Annotated in this window: 18 protein-coding genes; 14 read left to right on the plus strand and 4 right to left on the minus strand. The window is 43.1% G+C overall.

The window, feature by feature from the left end:
• Positions 1 to 49 precede the first annotated feature (49 nt).
• A complete protein-coding gene (locus J4N22_RS17780; RefSeq protein ID WP_242692273.1) occupies positions 50 to 2,542 on the plus strand; it encodes a M14 metallopeptidase family protein in 2,493 nt (830 codons plus the stop codon).
• Positions 2,543 to 2,879: 337 nt separating this feature from the next.
• On the opposite strand, the gene J4N22_RS17785 is transcribed toward J4N22_RS17780, so the two are convergent.
• Positions 2,880 to 5,279, minus strand: coding sequence for an alpha/beta hydrolase family protein (locus J4N22_RS17785; protein ID WP_207496816.1), 2,400 nt, complete (start codon positions 5,277 to 5,279; stop codon positions 2,880 to 2,882).
• Positions 5,280 to 5,543: 264 nt separating this feature from the next.
• Here J4N22_RS17785 and hisG point away from each other — a divergent pair, with 264 nt between their 5' ends.
• The 5 genes from hisG (at position 5,544) to J4N22_RS17810 (ending at position 12,973) form a co-directional block, all read left to right on the plus strand.
• Complete coding sequence (gene hisG, locus J4N22_RS17790; protein WP_207496817.1) at positions 5,544 to 6,395, plus strand: ATP phosphoribosyltransferase; 852 nt, start codon at positions 5,544 to 5,546, stop codon at positions 6,393 to 6,395.
• A gap of 9 nt (positions 6,396 to 6,404) precedes the next feature.
• Positions 6,405 to 7,703 carry a histidinol dehydrogenase gene (hisD, locus tag J4N22_RS17795; RefSeq protein WP_207496818.1) on the plus strand — a complete coding sequence of 433 codons (1,299 nt, stop codon included), beginning with the start codon at positions 6,405 to 6,407 and terminating at the stop codon, positions 7,701 to 7,703.
• Between the two features lie 180 nt (positions 7,704 to 7,883).
• Entirely contained in the window at positions 7,884 to 8,954 is a 1,071-nt protein-coding gene (hisC, locus tag J4N22_RS17800; protein WP_207496819.1) for a histidinol-phosphate transaminase, read from the plus strand.
• A 360-nt stretch (positions 8,955 to 9,314) separates the two neighbouring features.
• A complete protein-coding gene (cphA, locus tag J4N22_RS17805; protein WP_207496820.1) occupies positions 9,315 to 11,993 on the plus strand; it encodes a cyanophycin synthetase in 2,679 nt (892 codons plus the stop codon).
• A gap of 65 nt (positions 11,994 to 12,058) precedes the next feature.
• Positions 12,059 to 12,973 (plus strand): isoaspartyl peptidase/L-asparaginase family protein, encoded by a 915-nt coding sequence (locus tag J4N22_RS17810; protein WP_207496821.1) that lies wholly within the window; start codon positions 12,059 to 12,061, stop codon positions 12,971 to 12,973.
• On the opposite strand, the gene J4N22_RS17815 is transcribed toward J4N22_RS17810, so the two are convergent.
• The gene (locus J4N22_RS17815) at positions 12,970 to 13,467 is read right to left on the minus strand and encodes a DUF2243 domain-containing protein (RefSeq protein ID WP_207496822.1); all 498 of its coding nucleotides are present in this window, start codon (positions 13,465 to 13,467) and stop codon (positions 12,970 to 12,972) included. The two genes, J4N22_RS17810 and J4N22_RS17815, sit on opposite strands and share 4 nt — an antisense overlap.
• A gap of 310 nt (positions 13,468 to 13,777) precedes the next feature.
• Positions 13,778 to 14,176: an SPW repeat domain-containing protein gene (locus tag J4N22_RS17820; protein WP_207496823.1), complete on the minus strand. Its 399-nt coding sequence runs from the start codon at positions 14,174 to 14,176 to the stop codon at positions 13,778 to 13,780.
• 317 nt (positions 14,177 to 14,493) lie between these two features.
• Here J4N22_RS17820 and J4N22_RS17825 point away from each other — a divergent pair, with 317 nt between their 5' ends.
• From J4N22_RS17825 to J4N22_RS17860, 8 genes are all read left to right on the plus strand, one after another.
• Complete coding sequence (locus tag J4N22_RS17825; protein WP_207496824.1) at positions 14,494 to 15,369, plus strand: cyanophycinase; 876 nt, start codon at positions 14,494 to 14,496, stop codon at positions 15,367 to 15,369.
• Positions 15,370 to 15,514: 145 nt separating this feature from the next.
• Complete coding sequence (locus J4N22_RS17830) at positions 15,515 to 15,754, plus strand: hypothetical protein (protein WP_207496826.1); 240 nt, start codon at positions 15,515 to 15,517, stop codon at positions 15,752 to 15,754.
• Positions 15,755 to 15,959: 205 nt separating this feature from the next.
• Positions 15,960 to 17,864, plus strand: coding sequence for a molecular chaperone DnaK (dnaK, locus tag J4N22_RS17835; RefSeq protein WP_207496830.1), 1,905 nt, complete (start codon positions 15,960 to 15,962; stop codon positions 17,862 to 17,864).
• 295 nt (positions 17,865 to 18,159) lie between these two features.
• The gene (locus J4N22_RS17840; RefSeq protein ID WP_207496831.1) at positions 18,160 to 18,810 is read left to right on the plus strand and encodes an outer membrane beta-barrel protein; all 651 of its coding nucleotides are present in this window, start codon (positions 18,160 to 18,162) and stop codon (positions 18,808 to 18,810) included.
• Positions 18,811 to 18,996: 186 nt separating this feature from the next.
• The gene (locus J4N22_RS17845) at positions 18,997 to 19,209 is read left to right on the plus strand and encodes a hypothetical protein (RefSeq protein ID WP_207496832.1); all 213 of its coding nucleotides are present in this window, start codon (positions 18,997 to 18,999) and stop codon (positions 19,207 to 19,209) included.
• A 380-nt stretch (positions 19,210 to 19,589) separates the two neighbouring features.
• Entirely contained in the window at positions 19,590 to 22,034 is a 2,445-nt protein-coding gene (locus J4N22_RS17850; protein WP_207496833.1) for a TonB-dependent receptor, read from the plus strand.
• Between the two features lie 398 nt (positions 22,035 to 22,432).
• On the plus strand, positions 22,433 to 22,924 hold the full coding sequence (locus tag J4N22_RS17855) for a YajQ family cyclic di-GMP-binding protein (protein ID WP_207496834.1): 492 nt from the start codon (positions 22,433 to 22,435) through the stop codon (positions 22,922 to 22,924).
• A 120-nt stretch (positions 22,925 to 23,044) separates the two neighbouring features.
• Positions 23,045 to 23,296 carry a type B 50S ribosomal protein L31 gene (locus J4N22_RS17860; protein ID WP_207496842.1) on the plus strand — a complete coding sequence of 84 codons (252 nt, stop codon included), beginning with the start codon at positions 23,045 to 23,047 and terminating at the stop codon, positions 23,294 to 23,296.
• A 125-nt stretch (positions 23,297 to 23,421) separates the two neighbouring features.
• On the opposite strand, the gene J4N22_RS17865 is transcribed toward J4N22_RS17860, so the two are convergent.
• Positions 23,422 to 26,178, minus strand: a complete 2,757-nt coding sequence (locus tag J4N22_RS17865; RefSeq protein ID WP_207496843.1) for a T9SS type B sorting domain-containing protein — start codon at positions 26,176 to 26,178, stop codon at positions 23,422 to 23,424.
• Between the last annotated feature and the right edge of the window lie 30 nt (positions 26,179 to 26,208).

Raw genomic sequence — 26,208 nt, forward strand, 5'->3', positions numbered from 1 at the left:
ATCCAGCATGTGCTTTTTCCAACTTATTTTCACGGCACTAAAAGTCTTTATGAAAAATATCGTCGTAGTATTCTTTTCTATTGTGCTGGCAAGTGGTGTTTCAGCACAAACATTACAAAGTCCCGAACAGTTTTTAGGTTATAAAGTAGGAACGAGGTTCACGCCTCATCATAAGATTGTTGCCTATGTACGGTCTGTGGCCCAGGCTGTGCCGTCGCAGGTAAAAGTGGAGAAATATGGAGAGACCTATGAAGGACGGGACCTTTTGCTGGCATACATAGGTAGTGCTGCCAATATCCAACGGCTTGAAGCCATCCGCACAAACAACCTGCAACTGGCAGGATTGGCAAATGGTAATGCACCGCTGGCCAATGCACCGGCTATTGTCTGGTTGAGTTACAATGTGCATGGCAACGAACCATCTTCTTCGGAAGCAGCAATGTTGGCATTGCATGCTTTGGTAGATCCTACCAATACACAAACAAAGAAATATTTAGAAAATACAGTTGTTATCATTGATCCATGTCTAAATCCTGATGGCCGCGATCGTTATGTGAATTGGTATTCTTCAGTGGCTGCCAAAACACCAGATCCTAATCCACAGGCGCGTGAACATAGTGAGCCATGGCCAGGCGGCAGAAGCAATCACTACAACTTTGACCTGAACCGCGATTGGGCATGGCAAACGCAGGTGGAAACACGGCAGCGCATTGTAAAATATAACCAGTGGATGCCGCATGTTCACGTAGATTTTCACGAACAGTTTCACAACAACCCTTATTATTTTGCCCCTGCTGCAGAACCATTTCACGAGGTGATCACTCCATGGCAGCGCTCGTTCCAGACTACTATCGGTATAAACAATGCACGCTACTTCGATCAGCAGGGTTGGTTGTTCTTTACCAAAGAAAGCTTCGACCTGTTGTACCCATCTTATGGCGATACTTATCCTACTTACAACGGTGCAATTGGTATGACATACGAACAGGCAGGCCATAGCAGGGGCGGACTTGCTATACGAACAGATGTAGGTGATACGCTTACGCTGGTCGATCGTGCACAGCACCATTTTACCACTTCTATCTCTACAGTGGAAGTAGCATCGCAGCACGCGGGTCAGTTGGTAAATGAGTTTAAAAAGTTCTTTGACGATAGCCGAAGCGGCAAAGGCAACCAGTACAAGACTTACATTATGACCAGCGACAACGAAGAAAAACTTCGCAAGCTGGCTGAATTGCTTACGCTTAATGGCATTAGCTATGGCTCCACCAGGACTTCCGGCGTTCGCGGCATGAACTACAACAACAGCAAGATGGAAAACGTAAACCTGAAGCGTTTCCACATAGCAGTCAGTACGGCACAGCCACGTTCGGTGCTGGCAAAAGTTTTATTAGATCCTCATACTGCTCTGCCTGATTCTAATACTTACGACATCACTGCCTGGGCACTTCCTTATGCACATGGGGTAGATGCCTATGCCGTAAGAGAAGCATTGCCTATTCAACCTGCAGGAGCCTGGGGTGAGGCGCAGGCTTTTGAGAATTCAAGCTATGGCTATCTCATCAAGTATAATTCTGTAGCTGGTGTTCGTATGATGAGCGAGTTGCTCCGCGAAGGCATCCGCATCCGTTATGCAGAGCAGCCATTTACCTACAAAGGCAAGCAATACAGCCGTGGAACGATGATCGTACTGGTGCAGGGCAATAAGCCAGCTCTGCATGAAACACTTACTCGACTTGCACGTACCAATGTAGTAGAGATAGATCCCTTACGTTCAGGTTTTATGGAGCAAGGTCCTGATGTTGGCTCGCCGTATATGCGCTATGTGCAAACGCCACGTGTAGCGCTTGTAACTGGCGAGCAGGTTTCTTCCTTATCTGCAGGCCAGGTATGGCACTTTTTCGAACAGCAGATAAATTATCCTGTTACGCTTATCAATGCATCTGATATAGGAAGAGCCAACCTGCAGGATTTCAATGTTATCATTTTTCCTGATGGTTATTTCAAGGCATTTGGAGAGGAAAGCACCAACAATAAGTTGAAAGATTATGTACGTGGCGGTGGTAGAATAATAGCAATGGAAAATGCGGTGCAGTTGATGGCTGGGAAAGATTGGGGGCTGAAGCAAAGGGAGGAAAAGCCGGAAGAAAAATCAACGTATGCTAACCTCCGCACATATGCTAACCGTGAAAGGGAAGGATTGACTGATCATATACCAGGTGCTATCTACCGGGTTCACCTGGATAGAACACACCCGCTTGCTTTTGGCTACGACAGTACTTATTACAGCTTAAAACTGAATGGTGATGTGTACGAGTACATGAAGGATGGCTGGAATGTTGGCTACTTCAAACGTGATAATTATGTAACAGGGTTTGCTGGCACAAACGTAAAGGCCAGGCTGGTGGATGGATTGAACTTTGGCGTACAGGAAATGGGCCGCGGATCAGTTATATATTTTGTAGATGATCCATTATTCCGCGCCTTCTGGGAAAATGGAAAACAGTTGTTTGCTAATGCTGTTTTTTTGGTGGGGCAGTAGGTAGCTGACGGCTTTCAGCTATCAGCAGTCAGCTTTCAGAAATCAGGAAGCTAAAGTGAATCCGGCCAAGCAGAAAAAAAAACTAGAAACTAGAAACAAGAAACAAAAAACCAGGAACCAGGAAACAGAAACCAGTTCCCGCTCATTACTCAAAAAAAAAGCACCTCTTCCAAACGAAGAGGTGCTTTTTTTATAAATGAAAAATGAAAAATTAAAAATTAGAACGAAGCTTGTGCTAGTCCTGAATTTATTCGATAATCATCACTTAGATCATAATTCATAATTCATCATTCATCATTCATCATTCATCATTCATCATTCATAGTTCATATTTTATTTACTTCTTCACGTACTTCTCCAGCCATTGGTGCTGCTCCCACAGCATATGAAGCAGGTTTTCTTTGGCGCTGTAGCCATGGCTTTCAAAAGGAAGCACTACATATCTTACTGTACCGCCATGACCTTTAATGGCATTGTACAAACGCTCTGACTGGATAGGGAAGGTTCCTGAATTGTTATCCGCTTCACCGTGTATCAACAGGATTGGCGTCTTGATCTTATCTGCATGGCTAAACGGACTCATAGCATTATATATCTGCGGTGCCTGCCAGTACGTACGCTCCTCGTTCTGGAAACCAAAAGGAGTAAGTGTGCGGTTATATGCTCCACTTCGTGCCAGTCCTGCTTTAAAAAGATTGGTATGAGCAAGCAAGTTAGCTGTCATGAACGCGCCATAACTATGTCCTCCAACAGCTACTCGATTGCGATCTCCAATACCCATGTCCACTATTTTATTGATGGCAGCTTCTGCATTCCAGCTTAGCTGGTCAATGAAATTGTCATTTGGTTGTACATCACCTTCACCCACTATTGGGAATTCTGTAGCATCCATTACTGCATAACCTTGCGTTACCCAAAATACTGGTGAGCCATAGTTGATACGCGTAAATGTATTCTGGCTACCGCGAACCTGCCCTGCATCATCTGCATTCTTGAATTCACGCGGGTAAGCCCACATCAACACAGGCAGCCTGCCATCACGAGCAGCATCATAACCTGCAGGCGTATATAAAGTGGCAGTAAGATCGATCCCGTCCTGGCGCTTGTATTTTATTTTCTCCTTTTTTACCTGGCGTAGCGCCGGCTGCGGATCAGCAAAATTGGTAATAGCAACTGCTGTATTATTTTGCAGGTTGCGGATGTAATAATTAGGCGCATCCTCCTGCGTTTCTTTGCTGGTAACAAATATCTTCTTGTCTGCATCCAGCACTTTTACCACCGGCTCATAAGTGCCTTCTTCTGTTCTCCAGATGATGTTGTTCTTCTTATCATCCATACTGAAAACAGCAAGAAAAGGAAGATCACCTTTTGGCGATGCACCCGTACTCGTCATCAGGAGCTTGTTGCCATCAATTACCTGAAGCACCTGCCGGCCATATTGATTTTTAGTAGTAACAGGCGTACCTGGATTGTTATACGCATCATTAATGCTGCGTTCTAGCATTGGTTCCATTTGGCCGGTCGATGGGTTGAGTTTATTCACCCGCATTACCTGTTGCCTTCTCAAGCCTTCCGATACCAGCGCTGTAGTTGCATTGCCCCAGGTAATTCCATTGAACCTGTATTTGGTCTTTAATAGTTCTTTAGGTGTGCCTGTAAAAGGAGCAGTAAGTGTATACACCGCATCGTGGTACTCCATTTTGTTGGCATACATGCCGCTGTCTAGTGGCTGCATCCAATAAATGGTAGAAGGCTGATCTGCTCTCCATGCAAACCGCTGTGGTATGTTCTGTATGTTGTCAAACCCAGTCGGAGCTGTTTCGCCACTTGGGTTCTTAGCCAGCACTTTCAGCTCTTTGCCGGTTTTGTCAAGTATAGAATATGTAGATGCAAAGCTGCTCGCCGGCACCAGGTAAGAAAATGGTTTATTGATCCTTCTCACCAATACATAATTCTTATCAGGAGAAATAGAGATGCTCCTGTAAATAGCAGGTGCACCAACTTTTGTTTCTACACTATTATTATTACGCACTAATTGAGCTGTACCATAAAATTCAAATAAGGCTTCATCATATGGATTGCGGATAAGGTCTTGGTAGGTGCGGCTAGGGGCTGCCTTACCAAGATTTTGCTGCACGATCGGTCCTTTGGGAGCCAGCGGCTGTGGCGGTGCTGCAGATGCAGGTTTTGTAGTGGCTGGGTACCAAATGGTATTCTCATCCTCCCAGCTTAGATCGTCCAGCACCATGTTCAGGTAGCTTTTGTTGAATTTGGTAGCAGTTGCTGCCTGCACATTTACCACGTACAGATCAATACCATTTGTAGTGGTGTTGGTAAAAGCAAACTTTGTCTGCTGCGGGCTCCATGTAGGCGTACTTGCTTTAAGATTGGCAGGTAGTCCTTTTACCTGCGTTTCTTTATTCGTCTTAAGGTCTTTGATCTTAAAGTTAGAAACGAAACTTGCCCGGCTCGGACCATAGTTTCTTGGGTTGATCCTCAGACCAGCAATGCGTAGTTCTGGCTGCGCCAATTCTTCAATGGTAGGATGTGGGCTGCGCTCCATCAGCAGCATATACTGCCCTTTATCATCTATACTTACAGATGGAGTAGGTGCAGCTAAAGCCAGGTCAGCAATGGCTTTTGGCGGCGTCTGATAAGTAACTGCATCTTGTGCTTTAGATGCCTGGGTAAGCAACAAACTTACCAGCATAGCACCTGCTACTTTTGTTATTCTCATGGTTAAACATTTTTCCGAAGTTAATGATAGCAGCATCACCAACTGCTGTTAAAAACCACTCTGCGGCAGCAGGTAAAACAAATATTTTTGGCAGCAATACTTCTGCTCCTATCTTTGCGCCCATGAATTTACACCTGCACATCCATCATCATGCTCTTGCCGAAAGGTAGGCCGGTGTTGTATTGTGTATAATGATATAAACATGAAAGGCTTACCTCTGGTAAGCTTTTTTGTTTTACCTACTATTCATTTCAAAAGAAACTTATGCTGCGAATAGCAATTCAAAAATCTGGCAGGTTGAACGAAGACAGCCTCAAGCTGTTGAAAGAATGCGGTATCGACATTTCCAACGGCGTCAATAAGCTGAAGGCAGAAGCCAGCAACTTTCCGCTGGAGATCTTTTTTTTCCGCGACGATGATATTCCGCAATATGTAGAAGACGGTGTGGCTGATATTGGTATCGCCGGCGAAAATGTTGTTTTTGAAAAGAACAAGAAAGTACAGGTGGCCGAGCAGCTAGGCTTTGGCAAATGCAGGCTGAGCATTGCAGTAGACAAGCGCGAAGAATATGATGATGTAAACTACCTGCAGGGAAAGAAGATTGCTACCACGTATCCTGTGTTGGTGCAGCAGTTTTTAGATAAGAACAATATCACCGCCGAGATACACGAGATCAGCGGTAGTGTAGAGATCGCTCCGGGTATAGGATTGGCAGACGCCATCTGCGACCTGGTGAGCAGCGGTTCTACCTTATTTATGAATGGCCTGAAAGAGGTGGAGACAATACTGAAGTCGCAGGCTGTACTCATCAAGAACGCAAACCTTTCACCGGAAAAGGAAGAGCTACTGGCTAAACTGCTGTTTCGCATTCACGCGGTGCGCAGGGCAAAAAACAACAAATACATTTTGCTAAATGCACCTAACGAAAAGCTGGACGAGATCATTCGACTACTGCCAGGCATGAAAAGCCCTACTGTGTTACCACTTGCTGAATCTGGATGGAGTAGCCTACACAGCGTACTTACAGAAAATGATTTCTGGGACATCATTGAAAAACTGAAAGCTGCCGGCGCTCAAGGCATACTGGTAGTTCCTATCGAAAAAATGATTGTATAAAAACTTTGCATGCTCACTATTTATAATAATCCTCCTAAAGCTGAGTGGCCAAATCTGTTGCAGCGACCTACAATGGATACAGCAGCACTGGAGGCCAATGTAACAGGAATATTAGAATCCGTAAAAGCAAACGGCGACCTGGCGCTCCGCAATTTCGCTTTGAAGTTTGACAAGGTGACTGTAGATGAACTGGCTGTTTCTCAGCAAGAAATCATTGAAGCAGAAAAGCTGGTAAGCGACGATTTAAAAGCAGCCATCAAGCAAGCAGCAGAAAATATTGAGAAGTTTCACGGGCAGCAGCTGGTACAAGAGGAGGTGGTGGAAACTATGCCCGGCGTACAGTGCTGGCGCAAAAGTGTGGGTATAGAAAAAGTAGGGCTATACATTCCGGGAGGAACTGCGCCTCTATTTTCGACTATTCTTATGCTTGCTATTCCTGCGGCTATTGCGGGTTGTAAAGAAGTGCTGTTATGTTCTCCGCCCAATGCCGAAGGCAAACTTCACCCGGCTATTTTATATACGGCCAGCCTGGTTGGCGTCAGCAAAATCTTTAAAACAGGTGGAGCGCAGGCTATAGCTGCCATGGCTTATGGCACCGAAAGCATTCCGCAGGTGTATAAGATCTTCGGCCCGGGAAACCAATATGTGACCTGTGCGAAGCAACTGGTACAGAAGGATGGAGTGGCTATCGACATGCCCGCTGGTCCGAGCGAAGTAGCCGTTTTAGCCGATGAAACAGCCGATCCAATATTTGTAGCTGCTGATCTTTTGTCTCAAGCTGAGCACGGAGCTGATAGCCAGGTTTTATTGGTAACTACTTCAGAAACAGTGGCTTCATCAGTATCTGCTGAAGTTGAACTTCAGCTGGAGCAGCTGCCCCGGAAAGATTTTGCAGCCCAATCTTTGGCTAAAAGCAAAGTAATTGTAGTAGGTGACCTAAAAGAAGCAGTTGAACTATTAAACCAGTACGCAGCTGAGCACCTCATTATCAATTGTGAAAATGCTGATGCCATAGCAGAACAAGTGGTAAATGCAGGTTCTGTTTTCATCGGTAACTACTCGCCAGAAAGTGTGGGCGATTATGCCAGCGGCACCAATCACACTTTACCTACCAACGGTTATGCAAAAGCATACAGTGGTGTAAGTGTAGACAGCTTTGTAAAAAAGATCACATTTCAAAAGCTAACCAAAGCGGGACTGGAAAACATTGGGCAGGCTGTTCAACTGATGGCCGCAGCCGAAGGATTAGAAGCACACGCCAATGCAGTCTCTAAGCGGCTGGATATGCGGGTGGAGAATTTGATGTGAGGGCGTGCTCAGAGATAATGATTGGTGATTAGAAATCAGAGTTTAGAGATCAGTTATCAGAGATCAGCGAGAGCAATTGATTATCAATCCACAACCAGGAACCAGGAACCAGAAACCACAGACCAGAAATAGCAAGTAGAAGCTAGAAACCAGAAACAAGAAACCAGAAACTCCAAATTCATGTCTTTCAATATAGAGAACCTTACCAGGGAAAATATAAAAAGCCTTACTCCATATTCATCAGCTCGTGATGAGTTTAGCGGGGAGGCCAAAGTCTTTTTAGATGCTAATGAGAATTCTATCGGTTCACCGCTGATAAAGTGGTACAACCGGTATCCTGACCCGCACCAGCAAAAGGTGAAGGAGGCGATCAGTGCAGTAAAATCTGTTCCGGCTGAAAACATCTTCTTGGGCAACGGCAGCGACGAATGTATTGACCTGCTGTACCGCTGCTTCTGTAATCCCGGCAAAGACAATGTCGTCATTTGCCCACCAACCTACGGTATGTACGAGGTGAGCGCCAACATCAACGATGTGGAGGTGCGCAGGGCACCGCTGCTCGATGATTTTCAACTTGATCTTGTTCACCTGGAGAACCTGGTGGATGAGCATACCAAAATCATCTGGATCTGCTCGCCCAACAATCCAACCGGCAATTCAATGGATCGTGCAGATATAGAAGCTGTCCTCAACAACTTCAATGGACTTGTGGTGGTTGACGAAGCGTATATCAACTTCTCCCGACATAAATCATTTACAGCTGAGTTGATTGATTATCCAAACCTGGTAGTGTTGCAAACGTTTAGTAAAGCATGGGGAATGGCAGGCCTTCGATTGGGAATGGCGTTCGCCAGCCCAGAGATCATCCACACGCTCAACAAGGTGAAGCCGCCGTACAACATCAACCAGGCTACGCAAGACCTTGCACTAAAAGCGCTGGAAGAAGTAGGACAGGTGAATGACATGATAAAAGAACTGGTGCAAATGCGTGTGGCGCTGAAAGGTGTTTTTGAAAAAATACCTTTCATTGAGAAGGTCTATCCGTCAGATGCAAACTTCCTGTTGGTGAAGATGAAGGATGCCAGAAAAGTGTACGAATTCCTGCTTGACCGCGGAATAGTGGTGAGGGACAGGAGCAATGTTACCCTGTGCGAGAACTGCCTGCGCATTACCATTGGTACCGAACAAGAGAACACAGACCTCGTGGATGCATTGGCTGATTGGCACTTCAACACATTAAAAAGCAACTAATATTCAACTGGTCTTATTTCTAAGATGTGAATTATTATCAGGTAATTATGACCTGTAAGTTGGATCACTTATATGTGATTTATTTTTCCCACACAAAGGGTGTGTCCACAGGTTGCTGCTGTAGAAGAAGCTGCCTTGCGAATTCCATACGGTAGATCAGTTTTAGTAATTTTTAACTGAACCAGAAATAATCGCTTTAATACTCTTTTCCTAAAGATGCTGATGTTGAAGTAGTTGAATATGAGAAACAGGGTTAATGAAACTCCGTAGGTAGCATTTGTTGTATGTAGAAAGAGCATCCTTGATCTATACCTTCACAAACGGTACAACATTTTCATTTATATGGTATAACACGACCATATGAAAATCGAACAGATTAACGTGCTTTCAGGACCAAACTTTTGGTCCATTAGCAGGAAGAAGCTAATAGCAATGCGGATAGACCTGGAAGAACTGGAACAAAGACCTACAAACAAAATTCCCGGTTTTCTTACAAGATTAAAATCACTTCTACCTACCCTTTATTCTCACCGCTGTTCTCGTGGTAAAGTAGGCGGCTTTTTAGAACGCGTGAAAGAAGGCACATGGATGGGCCATGTGATAGAGCATATTGCGCTTGAAATCCAATCGCTGGCTGGTATGCCTACCGCATTTGGCCGTACCCGCAAGGCTGGTAAGCCAGGAGTGTATAATGTAGTTTTTGCTTACCAGGAACCTAAAGCCGGCAGGTATGCTGCTGTTGCAGCCGTTAGGATAGCTGAAGCATTGATCAAAGGTGAGCCTTACGACCTTGCAAAAGATATCGCTGAACTAAAGAAGTATGGTGACTCCGAGCGCCTTGGCCCCAGTACTTACTCCATTGTTCGCGAAGCTGAGAAACGCGGTATCCCGTTTATCCGCCTTGATGATAATGCACTGGTGCAATTAGGCTATGGAAAAAATCAAAAACGGATAGAGGCGACGATTGCCAGCACCACCAGCTGTATAGCCGTAGAACTTGCAGGCGATAAAAGTGCCACCAAAAAAGTGCTGGATGCTGCCGAAGTGCCTGTTCCTAAAGGTGCCGTGGTTTATTCCCTGGAAGAACTAAAAAACGAAATAGAAGACATAGGTTTTCCTGTTGTGGTAAAACCACGAGACGGTAACCAGGGCAAAGGAGCAACTACCAATATCAATTCATGGGAAGAAGCTGCTGTGGCTTTTGAAGCAGCGCAACATTATTCAAGAGCGGTTATTTGCGAGCGCTTTATCCAGGGAGATGATTACCGGGCGCTGGTAGTAAATTATAAATTTGTGGCTGCCGCACGTCGTAAACCTGCAGCCGTTGTAGGCGATGGAAAACATACCATTGCACAGCTGGTAGAGATGGTGAATAAAGATCCGCGTCGTGGTAATGGTCACGAGAACGTGATGACAAAGATCAAACTGGATGATGCCACCCTGCAGCTATTGGAGAAGAAAGGATATACCACCGATACAGTTCTGGCCAAAGGCGAAGAATGTTATTTAAAAACCACAGCCAACCTTAGCACAGGTGGCACCGCTACAGATGTAACGGACCAGGTGCATCCTAAGAATGTGTCGCTGTTTAATCGTATTGCTCGTGTTATTGGTCTTGATATCTGTGGTATAGACATAATGGCTACCGACCTCAGCAGGCCAATTACAGAAAATGGCGGAGCGGTAATAGAAGTAAATGCAGCCCCTGGTTTCCGCATGCATTTGCAGCCATCAGAAGGTAAGGCTAGAAATGTTGCCGCACCTGTCATTGATATGCTTTTCCCTAAAGGCACAGAAGCTACCATTCCAATCATTGCTGTTACAGGTACCAATGGTAAAACTACCACCACAAGATTGTTGGCGCACATGTGCCAGCAGGAAGGTTTTACTACAGGCTACACTACCACTGAGGGCATTTACATACAAGGAGAGAAACTAGTAGAGGGTGACTGTTCTGGTCCACGGTCTGCTCAATTCATTTTGAAAGATCCAAGTGTAGAGATGGCCGTACTGGAATGTGCACGTGGCGGTATGCTGCGCAATGGATTGGCCTTTGATGAATGTGATGTAGCTGTTATCACCAATGTAGCAGAAGATCATCTTGGATTGAATGGTATTGATACTCTTGAAAAGTTGGCTAAAGTAAAAGCTGTGGTAGCTGATACGGTAAAAGAAGAAGGTTATGCCATTTTGAATGCTGATGATGACCTTGTGTATGCAATGGCAGAAGATCTGTCTTGCAAAGTGGCCTTTTTCTCACTTGATGAAAATAACCCACGCATAAAACAGCATTGCCGTAAAGGTGGATTGGCTGCAGTGAACAGCGGAGGTTATATCACCTTGATCGATGGAAAAAATAAGATAAAAGTTGAACGTGCCAGTCGTATACCGATCACTTTTGATGGAAAAGCAGATTTCAATATAGCTAATGTATTAGGTGCAGTATTGGCATGTTATGCACGCAATTTTAGCATTGAGAGCATCAGGCAATCACTCACCACTTTTGTTCCTTCAGCCGAACAAACGCCTGGACGCATGAATATGTTTGAGTATAGCAACTTCACTTTGATGATCGATTATGCACACAATCCTCATGGCATACGTGCAGTAGGAAAATATATTCAATCTGTAAAAGCAACTAAGAAGATAGGAGTAATTGCCGGTGTAGGCGATCGTAGAGATGAAGACCTGGTGGCATTAGGACAGGAAGCAGCAAAAATATTTGATGAGATTGTAGTGCGGATGGATGATGACCTGAGAGGTAGAACTAAGGATGAGATTTTTGAACTTATAGCAGCGGGCGTGAAAAGCGTAACTAAGAATAAAAAGATGACAATGATTGCGGATGAACAGATGTCGCTGCGAACAGCCATTGTTAATGCGGAAAAAGGCTATTTCATTGCCTTCTTCACCGACAAGATTTTTAAAGCAATAGAGATAGCTAATGAATACCTGCAGCAGGAAAAATCAATCAAACGTAAGCCTGCAAAGCTTACACCTATGCAGCGTTTTCCTTTCCTTAAAAATGTAGCTATGTAAAAACTGATTTTCATTGACGCTGTGCTGGCCTAACGGGTAGCACAGCTTTTTTATAGATATTAATTATGGCAAAAATAGCAATAGCAGTACACGGAGGAGCCGGACCAGATTCGGAATTCATACAACAAAACCAGGAAGCATACAAGCAAGGCATTCAGCAAGCGGTGGACGCTGGCTATGCTGTTTTAGAAAAAGGAGGAACAGCAGTGGAGGCAGTAGAAGCTGCTGTAAATATTTTGGAGAACAATCCGCTATTTAATGCAGGTCGCGGTTCTGCTATCAATGCTCTAGGAGACATAGAAATGTGCGCCAGCATTATGAATGGTAAGACAGCTGAAAGTGGGGCAGTGGCAATAGTAAGAGAAATAAAAAACCCGGTGACACTTGCCAAGCATGTAATGATAGACTCACAACATATTTATCTGGGAGATAGTGGCGCGCTTATGTTTGCAGAGGGCGCAGGTACACCAAAAGAACCTACAGCTTATTTTGTTACAGATCATGCTTATGAGCAGTACGAACAAAAGAAGCAGGAACTGGAAGAGCAGGGTGAAAGATTCAATAACTCTATGCATGGAACAGTAGGGGCAGTAGCCTTAGATAAAGATGGAAATATTGCTGCTGCTACGTCTACGGGTGGTACAGAATGCAATGCACCAGGAAGAATTGGTGATAGCTCAATGATAGGAGTGGGGACTTATGCGGATAATGAAACTTGTGCGGTATCTGCTACCGGCGATGGTGAATTCAACATAAGATATGTGGCGGCGTTTCATGTAGCTGCATTAGTAGAATATAAAGGACTTCCATTGAAGGATGCAGCAAATTATCTTATTCATACAAAAGCTAAAGGCAGTGGTGGTGATATGGGGCTGATTGCTATTAATAAAGAAGGAGACATAGCAATGGCCTTCAACAGCGAACGCATGCACCGCGGCTGGAAATCCAATTCAGAAGAAGGTTCAGTCGAAATATATTAATCAGAAGTAGAGTTATTGGATAGTGCTGGCCCTAGCTTTGGTGTCAGCACTTCCTTTTTGATTATCATCCTCCCAATGATGATGAATATAATACCTGAAGCCAGGTACAAGTGGTCGTAAATAGACAAACCGTAGATCTCCACTACATGGTGTATTTGCAGTGCATAATGATCTATTAGTCCTTCCACAAGGTTAAAGATGCCCCAGCCCATTACCGAAGCGCCAAACATAGTTTTACCTGACCACGGTACATCACTTCTCTTACCTGCATTCCACAATAATATTATTGCTATGGCAGTGGCTAACCAGGTAAAGGCATGAAACAAACCATCCCAAACCATGCTGGTCTTTACGTTTACCAGTTCGTCTTGTGGCAGCTTTGCCGACAGCATGCTATGCGTTTGCAAAACCTGGTGAAAAACAATTCCGTCAACAAAGCCGCCCATTCCTATTCCTAGTAATGTACCTGCAGCTATTAAGGGTTTGAAATTCATATGCTTTTTTTAGTTTGGTTGGTAATGCCGCCACGGTATATCAAAATCACGATGATGCTAAAAACAATAAATGGTAAAACCGTAATTAAAATATTTGAATAAAAGTCTTCACCAAAAATATTTGAGCGTATGGCAATTGCATTTGGTGAATTACAGGTGGTGCAGGCTGACGAGGAAGAATAAATAAAACATGCTAAAATCAGGAATATCCATTTCATGCGGGATAATTGTATTAATCATTATTCAATTTTTATTCCTGCGCATAAAAAAAGCCCGGCTGTACCGGGCTCAATTTAAATTCAATTTAATACTAGTGCGCACCTGCAGTTCTATGATGCATCCTGGTGTGCGTTGTACGCTCATTCGAAGGATGTGTCTTGGTCATCAGCGATGCGCCAATTTCCAGGATACCGAAGATCAGGTGTGGTGCCCAAACAGTTTCAGCAAAACCAAACAGCCATGGTGAAACCGCCAGCAAAATACCACCCATTAGGTCCAGCATCAGGTGTGTACGCATAGAGATACTGCGGGTAGTTCCTAATTCGTAATCAGTCATCAAACTATATAATATCACTCCCGCACCCAGTACTACAGGTACCCATGTTTCCGCACCGCCAGCTGCAAATCCTAGTATCCATGGTGCTCCGATCAGTAGCAGACCCATGATATAATCCATATATCCGTGGGTCTTTGTTCCTATCATTCTCATAGTATATACGTTTTTCTTAGATAGAACCATAAATATGCCACCTGTGGTAGTAGAAGCTCCTTCAATTCAATAAAAAGCATTCAAAAATCACTATTAAACATCAATGAGTTGATTGATAATACATTGCTGAATTTCGTAATTATTACCAGAGTTATTTAGTGAATTTAAGTTGATGTAATAATTCAGCACATTGTTGAATTATTTGAACAGTATTTATTTTAATACCTGCGAAATTGTCAATTTGATTGGAATTATTTGTTTAACCATATAATAGCAGCAGGCGCAAAAGTTGAAGATGCTAATAGAAATACAACAGCATGGCAAAAAATGTAAAGCAAATTGAGAATCCGTGCCCGGTTCCCAAAGGAACTTTATTAATAATAGGCGGCAGGGAAAATAAAGGGCAGGAAGTTAAAAGACCAGAGGAAACAGAGAAAGAACACAGGATGGAGATCCTGGAAACTTTTGTGAAGCTTGTAAATAAAAAAGATCCGGTAATAGAAGTAGTAACCACTCCCACGAGTTTACCAGAAGAAAGTTTTAGTGAATACAAAGAAGCTTTTACTAAACTAGGCGTAAAAAAAGTTGGACAGATCCACCACACTGTGCGGCAGCAGGTTTTGGATGAAGATCTGACAGAACGTATAGATAAAGCAGACGCTTTTTTTATAACTGGCGGCGACCAGTTGTTGCTTACTTCTATATATGGAGGAACATCTTTTCTTACCCAGCTAAAGGAAAAATATATTAACTCCGATTTTGTTGTTGGTGGAACAAGTGCTGGTGCTATGGCTTTGTCTACACCAATGATATATGCAGGTAATAAAGAAATACAACAAATAGCTGGCGAAATCAAAATAACAACAGGCCTTGAGTTTTTGAAAGATGTATGTATTGATACACACTTTGTGGATCGCAGCAGGTTTGTAAGAATAGCCCAGGTAATTGCTACTAATCCTACATCCATAGGTATTGGTATAGATGAAGACACTGCTATCATTGTAAGAGCAGGTGCTCATGTAGAAGTGATTGGATCTGGACTAATCACCATCATCGATGGTTTTAATATTAAGAGCACCAACATTGCAGATTTTTCTCCTACTACACCTATAGCTATCCGCGATATACGTGTGCACTTATTATGTGCTGGTGAAAAATTTGAGATCCCGCTAACCAATCCACCACATAAATAAGGTTGGTGGTGATAAAGATGAGTAACAAGGATCGGAAACAATGACTACGATAACGCTTTGATTATCCTCATCTTCTTCCTCTTGCCATGGCAAGGAAATTGAATGTTTGCTTTCATAAAAATTTAAATAACTAAAAACTGTTCGTATGGCAACAAACAACAATCCACAACATTCAGAAGGACCAGTAGCAACCGCTATTGAAGAGCAAACAGCGAAGCTACCTTCAGATTTATTCCTTTGGATAGGTGTTGGTTTCATGGCTATCTCTGCAGCATTGCAAATAGCCGGAAAACAAAAGGCAAGTAACTTTGTTGGTCACTGGCCAACCAATATCCTGATCATGGGTTTGTATAACAAACTAGTGAAACTGGAAGGACACGATTAGATTTTTCTCTTAACAAAGAAAACTTTCTACGGAGCCTGTTTAAACGAGCAGGCTCCGTTTTTTATGTCCTGTGTTTCATTGGTTCCTCGCCTTGAAAGGCGAGGCAATAGATAGAGCCTTCTGCCATTTTTTCACCTTTCTCCCATTGGCATGGTGATTGACTTCTGTTACGGACCAATTAAAGCTTAAACTAAAAGAATAAACAATGGGAAAGATTATAGGAATTGACCTTGGAACCACCAATAGTTGCGTGGCCGTAATGGAGGGAAACGAGCCGGTGGTTATTGCCAACGATGAGGGTAGGCGTACTACACCTAGTATCGTTGCCTTTTTGAACAACGGAGAGCGGAAAGTGGGTGATCCTGCCAAGCGTCAGGCTATTACTAACCCGCAAAAAACCATCATGAGCGTGAAGCGTTTCATGGGTCACAAATACGAAGAAGTGACAGATGAAATGGGTCATGTTAGCTATAAGATTGTAAAAGGTGACAATAATACCGTTCGTTTGGATATAGATGGCCGTCAATATACGCCACAGGAAATAAGCGCTATGACACTGCAGAAAATGAAAAAAACTGCAGAAGATTACCTTGGACAAGAGGTGAGCGAAGCTGTTATTACTGTTCCGGCTTATTTTAATGATGCACAGCGTCAGGCTACCAAAGAGGCAGGTGAGATTGCAGGATTGAACGTTCGCAGGATCATCAACGAACCTACTGCTGCAGCATTGGCATATGGTCTTGACAAAAAGCACAGCGACCAGAAGATCGCGGTTTTCGACCTTGGTGGTGGTACTTTCGATATTTCTATCCTTGAACTTGGTGATGGTGTATTTGAAGTAAAATCTACCAATGGTGATACGCACTTAGGTGGTGACGATTTCGACAGGGTGATCATGGATTGGCTGGCAGAAGAATTCAAAAAAGACGAGAACGTTGACCTGCGTAAAGATCCAATGAGCTGGCAGCGTTTAAAAGAAGCAGCTGAAAAAGCAAAGGTTGAACTGAGTTCTTCTTCTGAAACTGAGATCAACCTGCCTTACATCACTGCTATCGATGGAGTGCCTAAGCACCTTGTAAAGAAGCTTAGCCGTGCAAAATTTGAACAACTTTCTGATGACCTGTTTAGCCGTTGCTTGAAGCCATGTGAGCAAGCGCTTAAAGACGCAGGTTATTCTACATCTCAAATTGATGAAGTAATACTGGTGGGTGGTAGTACACGTATTCCTAAGGTGCAGGAGATCGTTGAGAAATTCTTCGGTCGCAAGCCTAATAAAGGTGTAAATCCTGATGAAGTGGTTGCTATAGGTGCAGCTATTCAAGGTGGGGTACTTACCGGTGAAGTAAAAGATGTATTGCTACTTGACGTAACGCCGCTAAGCTTAGGTATAGAAACAATGGGTGGTGTAATGACAAAGCTGATCGAATCAAATACAACCATTCCTACTAAGAAAACAGAAGTTTTCTCTACTGCCAGCGATAATCAACCAGGTGTGCAAATTCATGTACTGCAAGGTGAGCGTCCTTTGGCTTCTCAAAACAAGAGCCTGGGTATGTTCAACCTGGATGGTATTCCACCAGCTCCACGCGGTGTTCCTCAAATTGAAGTAATATTTGATATTGATGCTAACGGTATACTACATGTAACCGCTAAGGATAAAGGAACCGGCAAGTCGCACAATATCCGTATTGAAGCAGGTAGCGGCTTAAGCAAAGAGGAAATTGAAAAGATGAAGAATGAGGCTAAAGCCAACGAAGCTGCTGATAAGGAAGCGCGTGAAAAGATTGAAAAGATCAACCAGGCTGATAGCTTGATATTCCAGACTGAAAAGCAGTTGAAAGAATACGGAGATAAAATTCCTGGCGACAAGAAAGGAAACATTGAGTCTGCTTTAGAGAAATTGAAAGAGGCTCATAAAACACAGGATCTTGCACAGATCGAAACAGCAATGGCTGATTTGAACAATGCATGGACTGCAGCCAGCGAGGATATGTATAAAGCTACTCAAGAAGCAGGCGGTCAACCTGGAGCTAATGGTCAGCAAGGCCCACAAGGTGGCAATGCTGGTGGCGAAACAGTTACCGATGCTGAATTTGAAGAAGTGAAATAAGTTGATAAGGTAAGATAAAGTATGAGCCCGCCTGGCAACAGGTGGGCTTTTTTATTTTTGCCTATTTCCCAAGACAGTTTCCCTTTTATAAGAATATAAAATCTTGGGAATAGGGTAGGGTCAATTTAGAAGATTTTGAAGTGGAAGCTCATTCCATTGTAATTGTCTCAAAAATGGAAGCGCAAGTATTCTCCCAAAGCGGGAGGAGCTGTGGAAAATTATAGATTTTCAAATATGGGTTTTATATAAATGTTAGTGTTTTATTTGCCCCACTAAAACAACAACAACCCTGTTTATGAAAAAACACCTAGCCCTTGCGTGTGCAGGCATCATCATGTCTGCTGCGAGCTTCGCTCAAATTTCTTTGTCAGATTTTTCTGCCGGTATCTCTGGTGACTACACTATGTACAAAGGCGATCTTCAACGCTCTGCTCCTGGAGTAAAAGTAGAAGTTAACTATGGTTTGTACGAGCGCCTTGGTTTTACTGTAGGTTTCACCAAAGGATTTGCTATCACTGAACCTTCAACCATTAGTGTTCGCAACAATGCTGGCGAAAGAAGAAGCATCGATTCTGAATTACGCCTGAAATTCTCTACAGTTTCTATCGCTACCCATTATCGTTTGGTTGGTAACAGCGAGTCTAATTTCCAGGGATATATTCCTGTGGGCGCTTCTCTTGTTTTTGCAAAAGTTGAAGAAAAAGCAAAACAAGATGTTCCTTCTGGCTATACTGCTGAAGACCAAATGGAAACTGAAAAGATCAATGGATTTACTTTAAATCTAGGCGTTGGTGCACAGTACACCATTGGTACTCCTGTCATTTTTGCTGAAGCTGGTATTCGTCTTCCTGCAAACCAGGTTCAAAATGCTTATGTACAAAATCCTATCCCTGCTCATTTCAATTTCAATGTAGGTGTTAGGTTTCCTTTCGGTTCAAGAGAATAATCTTTGTTGACCAATAACTAACTGTTACAAGCCCTGCCCTTATCGGCGGGGCTTTTCTTTTAGATGTTTCTTCCATTGTATAATAAGATATCTGTGCAGGTACAAAAACATCCGGGCTTCTATAGCAGACACTGATTTATAAGAAATGAACTTGTATATATTTGCCAACACGAAAAAAATGTAAACATGGATATAGATAGCTTCAAAAAGCTGACATTGGATCAAAAGCTAGACAAAATAAAATATGATGGCGAGCTGCTTGGTCCTTACGAAAGATATGTAGCTGACGGTGCTCCAAAAGAGCCGGGTGATATTTACACCCTGTACGATTTTTGGGTTTACCTAAGCGAAGACGAACTAACAGTAATTCCAACCAGGAGAAATCCATTAGCCGAATAATTAGAAAGTACCTGCCCTGGCAGGTACTTTTAGTTTAGCCAAACTTCAATGCTGGAATACAAGCCTTTAGTGCTTTTATTTCTGCTTATCACCATCTCCATCTCCAGAACAACAGGCAGTTCCAGTTCTTCACCCTGTTTCTGTCATTCATCTGCAGTTATACCATCCTTGTCTTTTCTTCTTTCTTAGCTCTATTCACAGCAAGTAGTTTTATTCCAGCATATAAAAATTTCATAGTTGCTACCGGATTTTGAGCTCATCCTCTAAGCAGCCAGTCATCATCAAATGCTACCGTTCATGCTAAAACAATGTACTATGCTAAACATAGTAGCTAGTTTTGAATTGTAATAATCATCAACAAGTACTAAAACTACATACTCATGAAAAAGATTTTTGCCATACTAACTGCTTTCGGACTTTGTGCCGGTAGTGCCTTTGGCCAGGGAACCGGGAAAATTACAGGTTCAGTAGCATCTGGTTCAAAGCCAGTAGAAGCGGCAACCATTGCTCTTCTAAACGTAGAAGACAGCTCACTGATAAAGCAGATACCTTCTTCTAAAACCGGTGCTTTTACAGTAGAAGGCCTGGCTACAGGAAAATACATTTTAAGAGTAACTGCTGTGGGATATGCTACTAAATATTCGAATGTAGAATTGACCGCCGAAAACCTTTCTTCAAACCTGGCTGAGATTGAATTAGCAAAAGCTAACAAAGCGCTTACTGAAGTGGTGGTGACTGCTAAGAAACCAATGATAGAGCAGAAGCCAGGTAAAACCATTGTGAATGTAGATGCATCTCCATCTAACGCTGGTATAAGTGCCTTAGACCTGCTGGAGAAGTCGCCTGGCATTTCAGTAGACAAAGATGGGAATGTGAACCTTCGCGGTAAAAGTGGCGTAATGATCTTGATTGATGGAAAGCCTAGTTACCTAAGCTCAGCCGACCTGGTAAACATGCTTCGCAATATGCAGAGTAACAATATTGACCAGATAGAGATCATGACTAATCCTCCTGCACGCTACGATGCAGCTGGTAACTCTGGTATCATCAATATCAAGACAAAGAAGAATACAACCCGCGGAACCAACGGAAATGCTTCTGTTACCTATTCTCAAGGTATCTATGGCCGCAGCAATAACAATATCAGCCTAAACCACCGCAACAATAAGGTGAACATCTTCACCAGCTATGGTTTCTCTCGTTACGAAGGTTTCAACGACCTCAGGATTACCCGCAAATTCCTGGAGGCTGATAAAAAAACAGTGGCAGGTACTGCAGATCAAATTTCCAAGCCACATTGGTTTGGCTATAATCACAATGCTAAAGTGGGAGTGGATTATAATTTAAGTAAGAAAGATGTATTGGGTGTAGTGGTAAACGGCAACTTTAGTAATGGTAAAGAAGATCCTTTCAGCACTTCTAATGTACGCGACGCAGAAGGAAGGATCATTTATTCGCTACGTTCTGAAAATGACAATGCTTACACTTTTGCCAATATCTCTTCAAATATCAACTACAAGCATACATTCGACTCTTCTGGTAAAGAGATAACTGCAGACGTTGACCATGTATACTATAACAAGAAAAACAATACCCTTTTAACCACCCGTACATTTGATGCTCATGGCAACCAGAATGCAGCTCCGGTAGCGCTTAAGGGTATTTTCCCATCTGATATCAATATCTACAGCTTTAAATCTGATTATGTACATCCATTCAGCAAAACGATGAAGCTGGAGGCTGGTGTGAAAACAAGTATTGTAAAAACAGATAACAAAGTTGACTATACCCGCAACCAGGGCAGCAGCCAGTGGTTTGCAGATGACAGGAGCAACCATTTCTTATACGATGAGAATATCAATGCTGCTTACCTGACACTGACCAGGAATATGAAGAAGTGGAATGTAATAGCTGGCTTGCGTTTAGAAAATACAATTGCAAAAGGTACACAGGTGAAAACAGATTCTTCTTTTGAACGTAACTATACCAACCTGTTTCCAAACCTGGGTATAGGCTACGAGGCTAGCATCAAGCACCAGTTCAACCTGAGCTATAGTCGCAGGATCAACCGCCCTGATTATGACGACCTGAACCCTTTCACATTTTTCCTGGACTCACTAACCTACGGCCAAGGAAATCCATACCTGCAGCCACAATTGAGCAACAACTTTGAGTTCACGCATAGCTTCAATCGTTTCCTTACTACTACCCTTAACTATAGCCAAACAAATAACGTGATCACACAGTTGCTAAAGCAAGACACTGAAAGAAAGATCACTTACCAAACACGTGAGAACGTAAGTATGATGCGCCAGTATGGCCTAACTGTGATGGTGAATAAGCCTGTAACTAAATGGTGGAATACCAACGTGTTTGTAAACGTATTTAATAATCACTACACAGGTTTCTACCAGGCTGATCCAATTGATATCCAGTTCACGTCTTTGCAAACCAACATCAACAACAACTTCACTTTCAAAAATGGTTGGAGCGCTGAGTTGAGTGGTTTCTATCGCAGCAAATCTGTAGATGGCCTATTGGTAGCAAGAGAAATGTATGCAGTTAACATGGGAGTTAGCAAGCAGGTACTCAAGAAGAAAGGAACAGTTCGCCTGGTAGTTCGCGATATCTTCTACACTCAAATATTCTCAGGTTATGCAAGGTATAGCGATGTAGATGTAGACCTGTCAAGCCGCAGAGACAGCAGGCAGGTAAGCCTGGGCTTTACTTACCGCTTTGGTAAAACAAACTTTGCTCCTGCAAAACGCAAATCTGGTGGCGCAAGCGATGAGCAAAACAGGGTAAAAGGCGGAGGCAATGGTTAAAAGAATAAGATAAGAGTCTCCCGTTTCCCGAGTACATTTTTAAAAGAGAAACCTGCTGATTTATAGCAGGTTTTCTCTTTCCTTTCAAGTACAAAATTTGCCCGTTTATACTAAATGACTACTTCAGGTACAGCTAGTTAATCATCTTAGCACTATAAACATATACAGCGCTTTTTCTGCTAATTCAAAAGCAAAGAACTGGTGAATAAGGGGCAGGAAATGAAGACCAGGTAATACCAGTTCCATCAACATCGTGTTTTTCTCATGTGCATTATAAGGGAATCGGCCCCGGTGTCTACCGGGGCCTTCTGTTTGGTTCAACTATTCATCATACTCTTTGATTGGGCTAACACTTTACCGAAGCGCATCTTATCTTTACGCCCTAAAAACCAATACATATGGCCTCTTTCGATATCACTAGTAAGGTTGATCTACAGACACTGGACAATGCTATAAACACCGTAAAAAAGGAGATACAGAACCGCTTCGACTTCAAGGATAGTCATGTAGAAATAGAGCTGAACAAAAAGGAGTACAAGGTGAACATTGAAGTAGAAAGTGAAATGAAGATGGACCAGGTAACGGATGTTATCATTAGCCGTAGTATGAAGCAGGGCATTGCACCCGAAGCATTTGATTTTAGCAAAGAAGCTTACCAGAGCGGGAAAGTGGTAAAAAAAGAAGTTCCTGTGCGCAATGGTATAAAGCAGGAAGATGCAAAGAAGATAGTTAAGGCCATAAAAGATAGCGGGCTAAAAGTACAGGCACAGATAATGGATGAGGTAGTGCGGGTGACTGGCAAAAAGATAGATGATCTGCAAGATGTAATTGCGCTTTGCAAAAGTTCTAACTTCGGTCTGCCTTTGCAGTACGTGAATATGAAATCTTAAAAAAAGCTAAGAAAGCGGATTACTCAGAATTTCATTTGGCTGCAATGGTTCAATCTGCTACTTTTGCACGTCGAAAATAAAAAAGCATGCCGGACAACATGCTATCGAAAAATAAATTTTATGAAACAAGGTATCCATCCAGAAAATTATCGTTTAGTTGTATTCAAAGACATGAGTAACGGTCACAGCTTTTTGAGCCGCTCTACTGCAAATTCAAAAGAAACCGTTCAGTGGGAAGATGGTAACGAGTACCCGGTAATCAAACTAGAGATCTCTAATACTTCTCATCCTTTCTATACTGGTAAGAATATGCTGGTAGATACTGCGGGTCGTATCGATAAATTTAAGAAGCGTTACGAGAAGAAGAAGTAATTCAACTTCTGTCTGAAAACATTCGCCCCTCTGTTTTACGGAGGGGCTTTTCTATTTGTGGTATATCCAAAACAAAAAGAACGTGGTGCTGCACCACGTTCTTTTAATGTAAAACAATCAGATGATTACCTGAATAATGTTACACTTCCAGAAAACTTTTCTTCCCGTTTCAGGTTTTGATTGATGAATGTGATGATGTAATAATATGTTCCAACTCCCAATAAACTTCCATTTACCTGGCCATTCCATCCCCTGACGTAATCAAAACCTTCGTATAGCTTTTGGCCATAACGGTTGAAAATGGTCATTTTAAAATTGATAGGGGCACATTGAATAGTAGGTTTGAAGAAATCGTTTATGCCATCATTATTAGGTGAGAATGCATTTGGTATAGTTACCTCGCACGAGCAATCCTTGTAGGCTACTACTACTGTGTCGCGGTAACTGCATCCGTTTACTGTAGCCTCTGCCCAGTAACTTCCTGCAGTTCCGGTAGTGATGGTGCTATCCCTGCTGCCGGTGCTCCATAAGTATTGTGCACCTGCACCAGCATACGATACTGAAAGTGGAACTGTAAAGCCCATACACATACTTGTATCCCTCCCTGCAGAAATGCGTGGCAGCGGGCGAATACCAACATTTAACTGGCTGGTGCGGATACATCCAATATTGTTTGCTGTAATTCCAATTGTTCCTCCGTACAATGTATTTGTATTGCCAGTTGTTCCATCGCTCCATGTTATAGATGTACCTGCATGTGGTTGTAGTGCAAGTGTGATTGAACTTTGCTCGCATATACTTGTATCACCGGGAAAATTGAAGCTATTAATTGGATTAGAAGAGATATCGATGGTATCGCGCACCTTACAACCGGCAGCGTCGGAAGCTTCTACCCAGTACCTGCCGGGGCCTGTAATGGTAAGGCTATTGTTTGTTGAACTATTGCTCCACAAGTAAGAAGCTACGGGCACTGATGTAGCTGGTGAGAGTACAAGTGGACTGGTGGCGCAAAAACTGGTATCACGTCCAAGGTTCACAGAATATGGTGTGGTCGGAAGTACTTCAATGGTATCGGTGCGGCTGCAATTATTCAAATTTCTTACTTGTACCCAATACCTGCCTGGTTGAGTAACAGGTAATGAAGTGCCGGTTGCACCAGTATTCCAGGTGTATGTATTTCCACCTTGTACATTGCCCACCCGCAGGGTTATCGACTGCCCCGAACACATGGCTGTATCAGGTCCAAGGTTTGGCTTTACAGGACTATCCAGTACCACCAGGTTAAAGGTAGTATCGTGGTTACAGCCAAAATTGTCTACTACCGTATAAGTATATGGAAAGGTTCCTGGTGAATTAAGAACAATAGTAGCAGTACTATCAGAACCTGTGATCACGTTCAAGCCAGGCGACCAGTTGCCCCCGGTAAAACTCGTGTTGTACACTTCCGCTGTTGGGTATAAGGCTGGATTGAACTTAAGCGTCCAATAGAAGATAAATCCATTATCCACCGAATAACGGTCTATCACTGATATGGTCCAAAGGCCATTTAATGGAGTACCTATAAGAGCCGCCAGGCTTTCCTCTGAAGCATAGCTACCGGCAGGTAAGTAATTGTGATTGTTCACTGATTGCCCTGCATTGTCTACATAGCTATACTTGTATTTGCCCCGTTCAAATGTCATAGTGCCATAAGTAGGGGTAGGGCTGAATAGATAATCATATCCTTTGCCGGCAATAGATGCGAAAGGATGCGTGGAAGAAGGTTCATCAACAGGTTCACCCAGGTAGCTATCCCAACCGCTGCCGATACCAGTTTGGTACTTCAACCTAACAACTGCGCCATTCGGAGCTTTAATTGACATCTCAAGATCTCCCAGCCAGGAGTGTTCCATATTGATGAGTATCCCTTGCAGGTCAGTCAGGTTGTTGAGTGTTTGTCCCGGGGCAAATTGAGAAATATTTAATGAAGTTTCGTAGGCAGCATTTGTACCATCAGGAAGGAAAATAGAGTCTGCCACAACTGGTGGATTACTAAAACTACCCGTAACCATTCTTGGCCTGGTAGTAATACGGATGCTATCGCTTGAACAGTTTCTTGGAGGTACCTGTACATTGAAATTAGGACGTATGCCGGTTCTTACTTTTAAGAAGCTCTTGGTTGTATTAATACATCCTGTGGTATCCGTTATTCGCAGCTCTACTAAAAATCCTCCTTCACTATTGAACCTATGGCGGAAGCTGTCAAGGAAAACGGCGGAAGTATCCCTGTTGTCAGACACTCGCCACGCAAACCGGTGCAGCGTATCGGTTTGATGATAATACATCCCATTATCAGGATAGCTGCCACTCCCTTTAAATAAAACGGACTGCCCTTTACATATGTTAATGAAGCCAGACGCATCCGGCTGTGGCATCATAGAAACAATGGAAGCATTGATTTTTTGACAAGGACTTTTACATCTTATAGTAGCTGTCCATCCACGCGATACGCCGGAAGCATCTGAAATGAAGCGTACCGTAAGTGAGCCGCTTGTATTGGTAGCCGATGCTCTCACTGAAGTAGTTCCTGAGTTGCTTGAAAATGCATCTATCAGTGGATCACTCATGCTGGCGCCATCGTAAACCCATAGCGTATCACCAGGGCCTAAAGCAAGATCAGTAAATTGTAATTCTATGGCCTGGATAGAGCTGCCGGGAGAAAAGGTAACTGCATAATTTTCGTTATTGCCATAGTTACCGTTCCTGTTTGCATCTAAGAAAGTACCAGAGCAAGTAGTTACTGTTCCTCCGTTTGTAAAGCCAGCATTCAACGAGTATACCTGACTTTGCAAAGTAGAAAAAAGGAAGAGGGCAGTTAGCGTGGTTAAAAAATTTCTGATCATCAAGGGCCGGATCTTTACGGCGCTTAAAAG

The sequence above is a fragment of the Aridibaculum aurantiacum genome (genome assembly GCF_017355875.1).
GTDB lineage: Bacteria > Bacteroidota > Bacteroidia > Chitinophagales > Chitinophagaceae > Segetibacter > Segetibacter aurantiacus.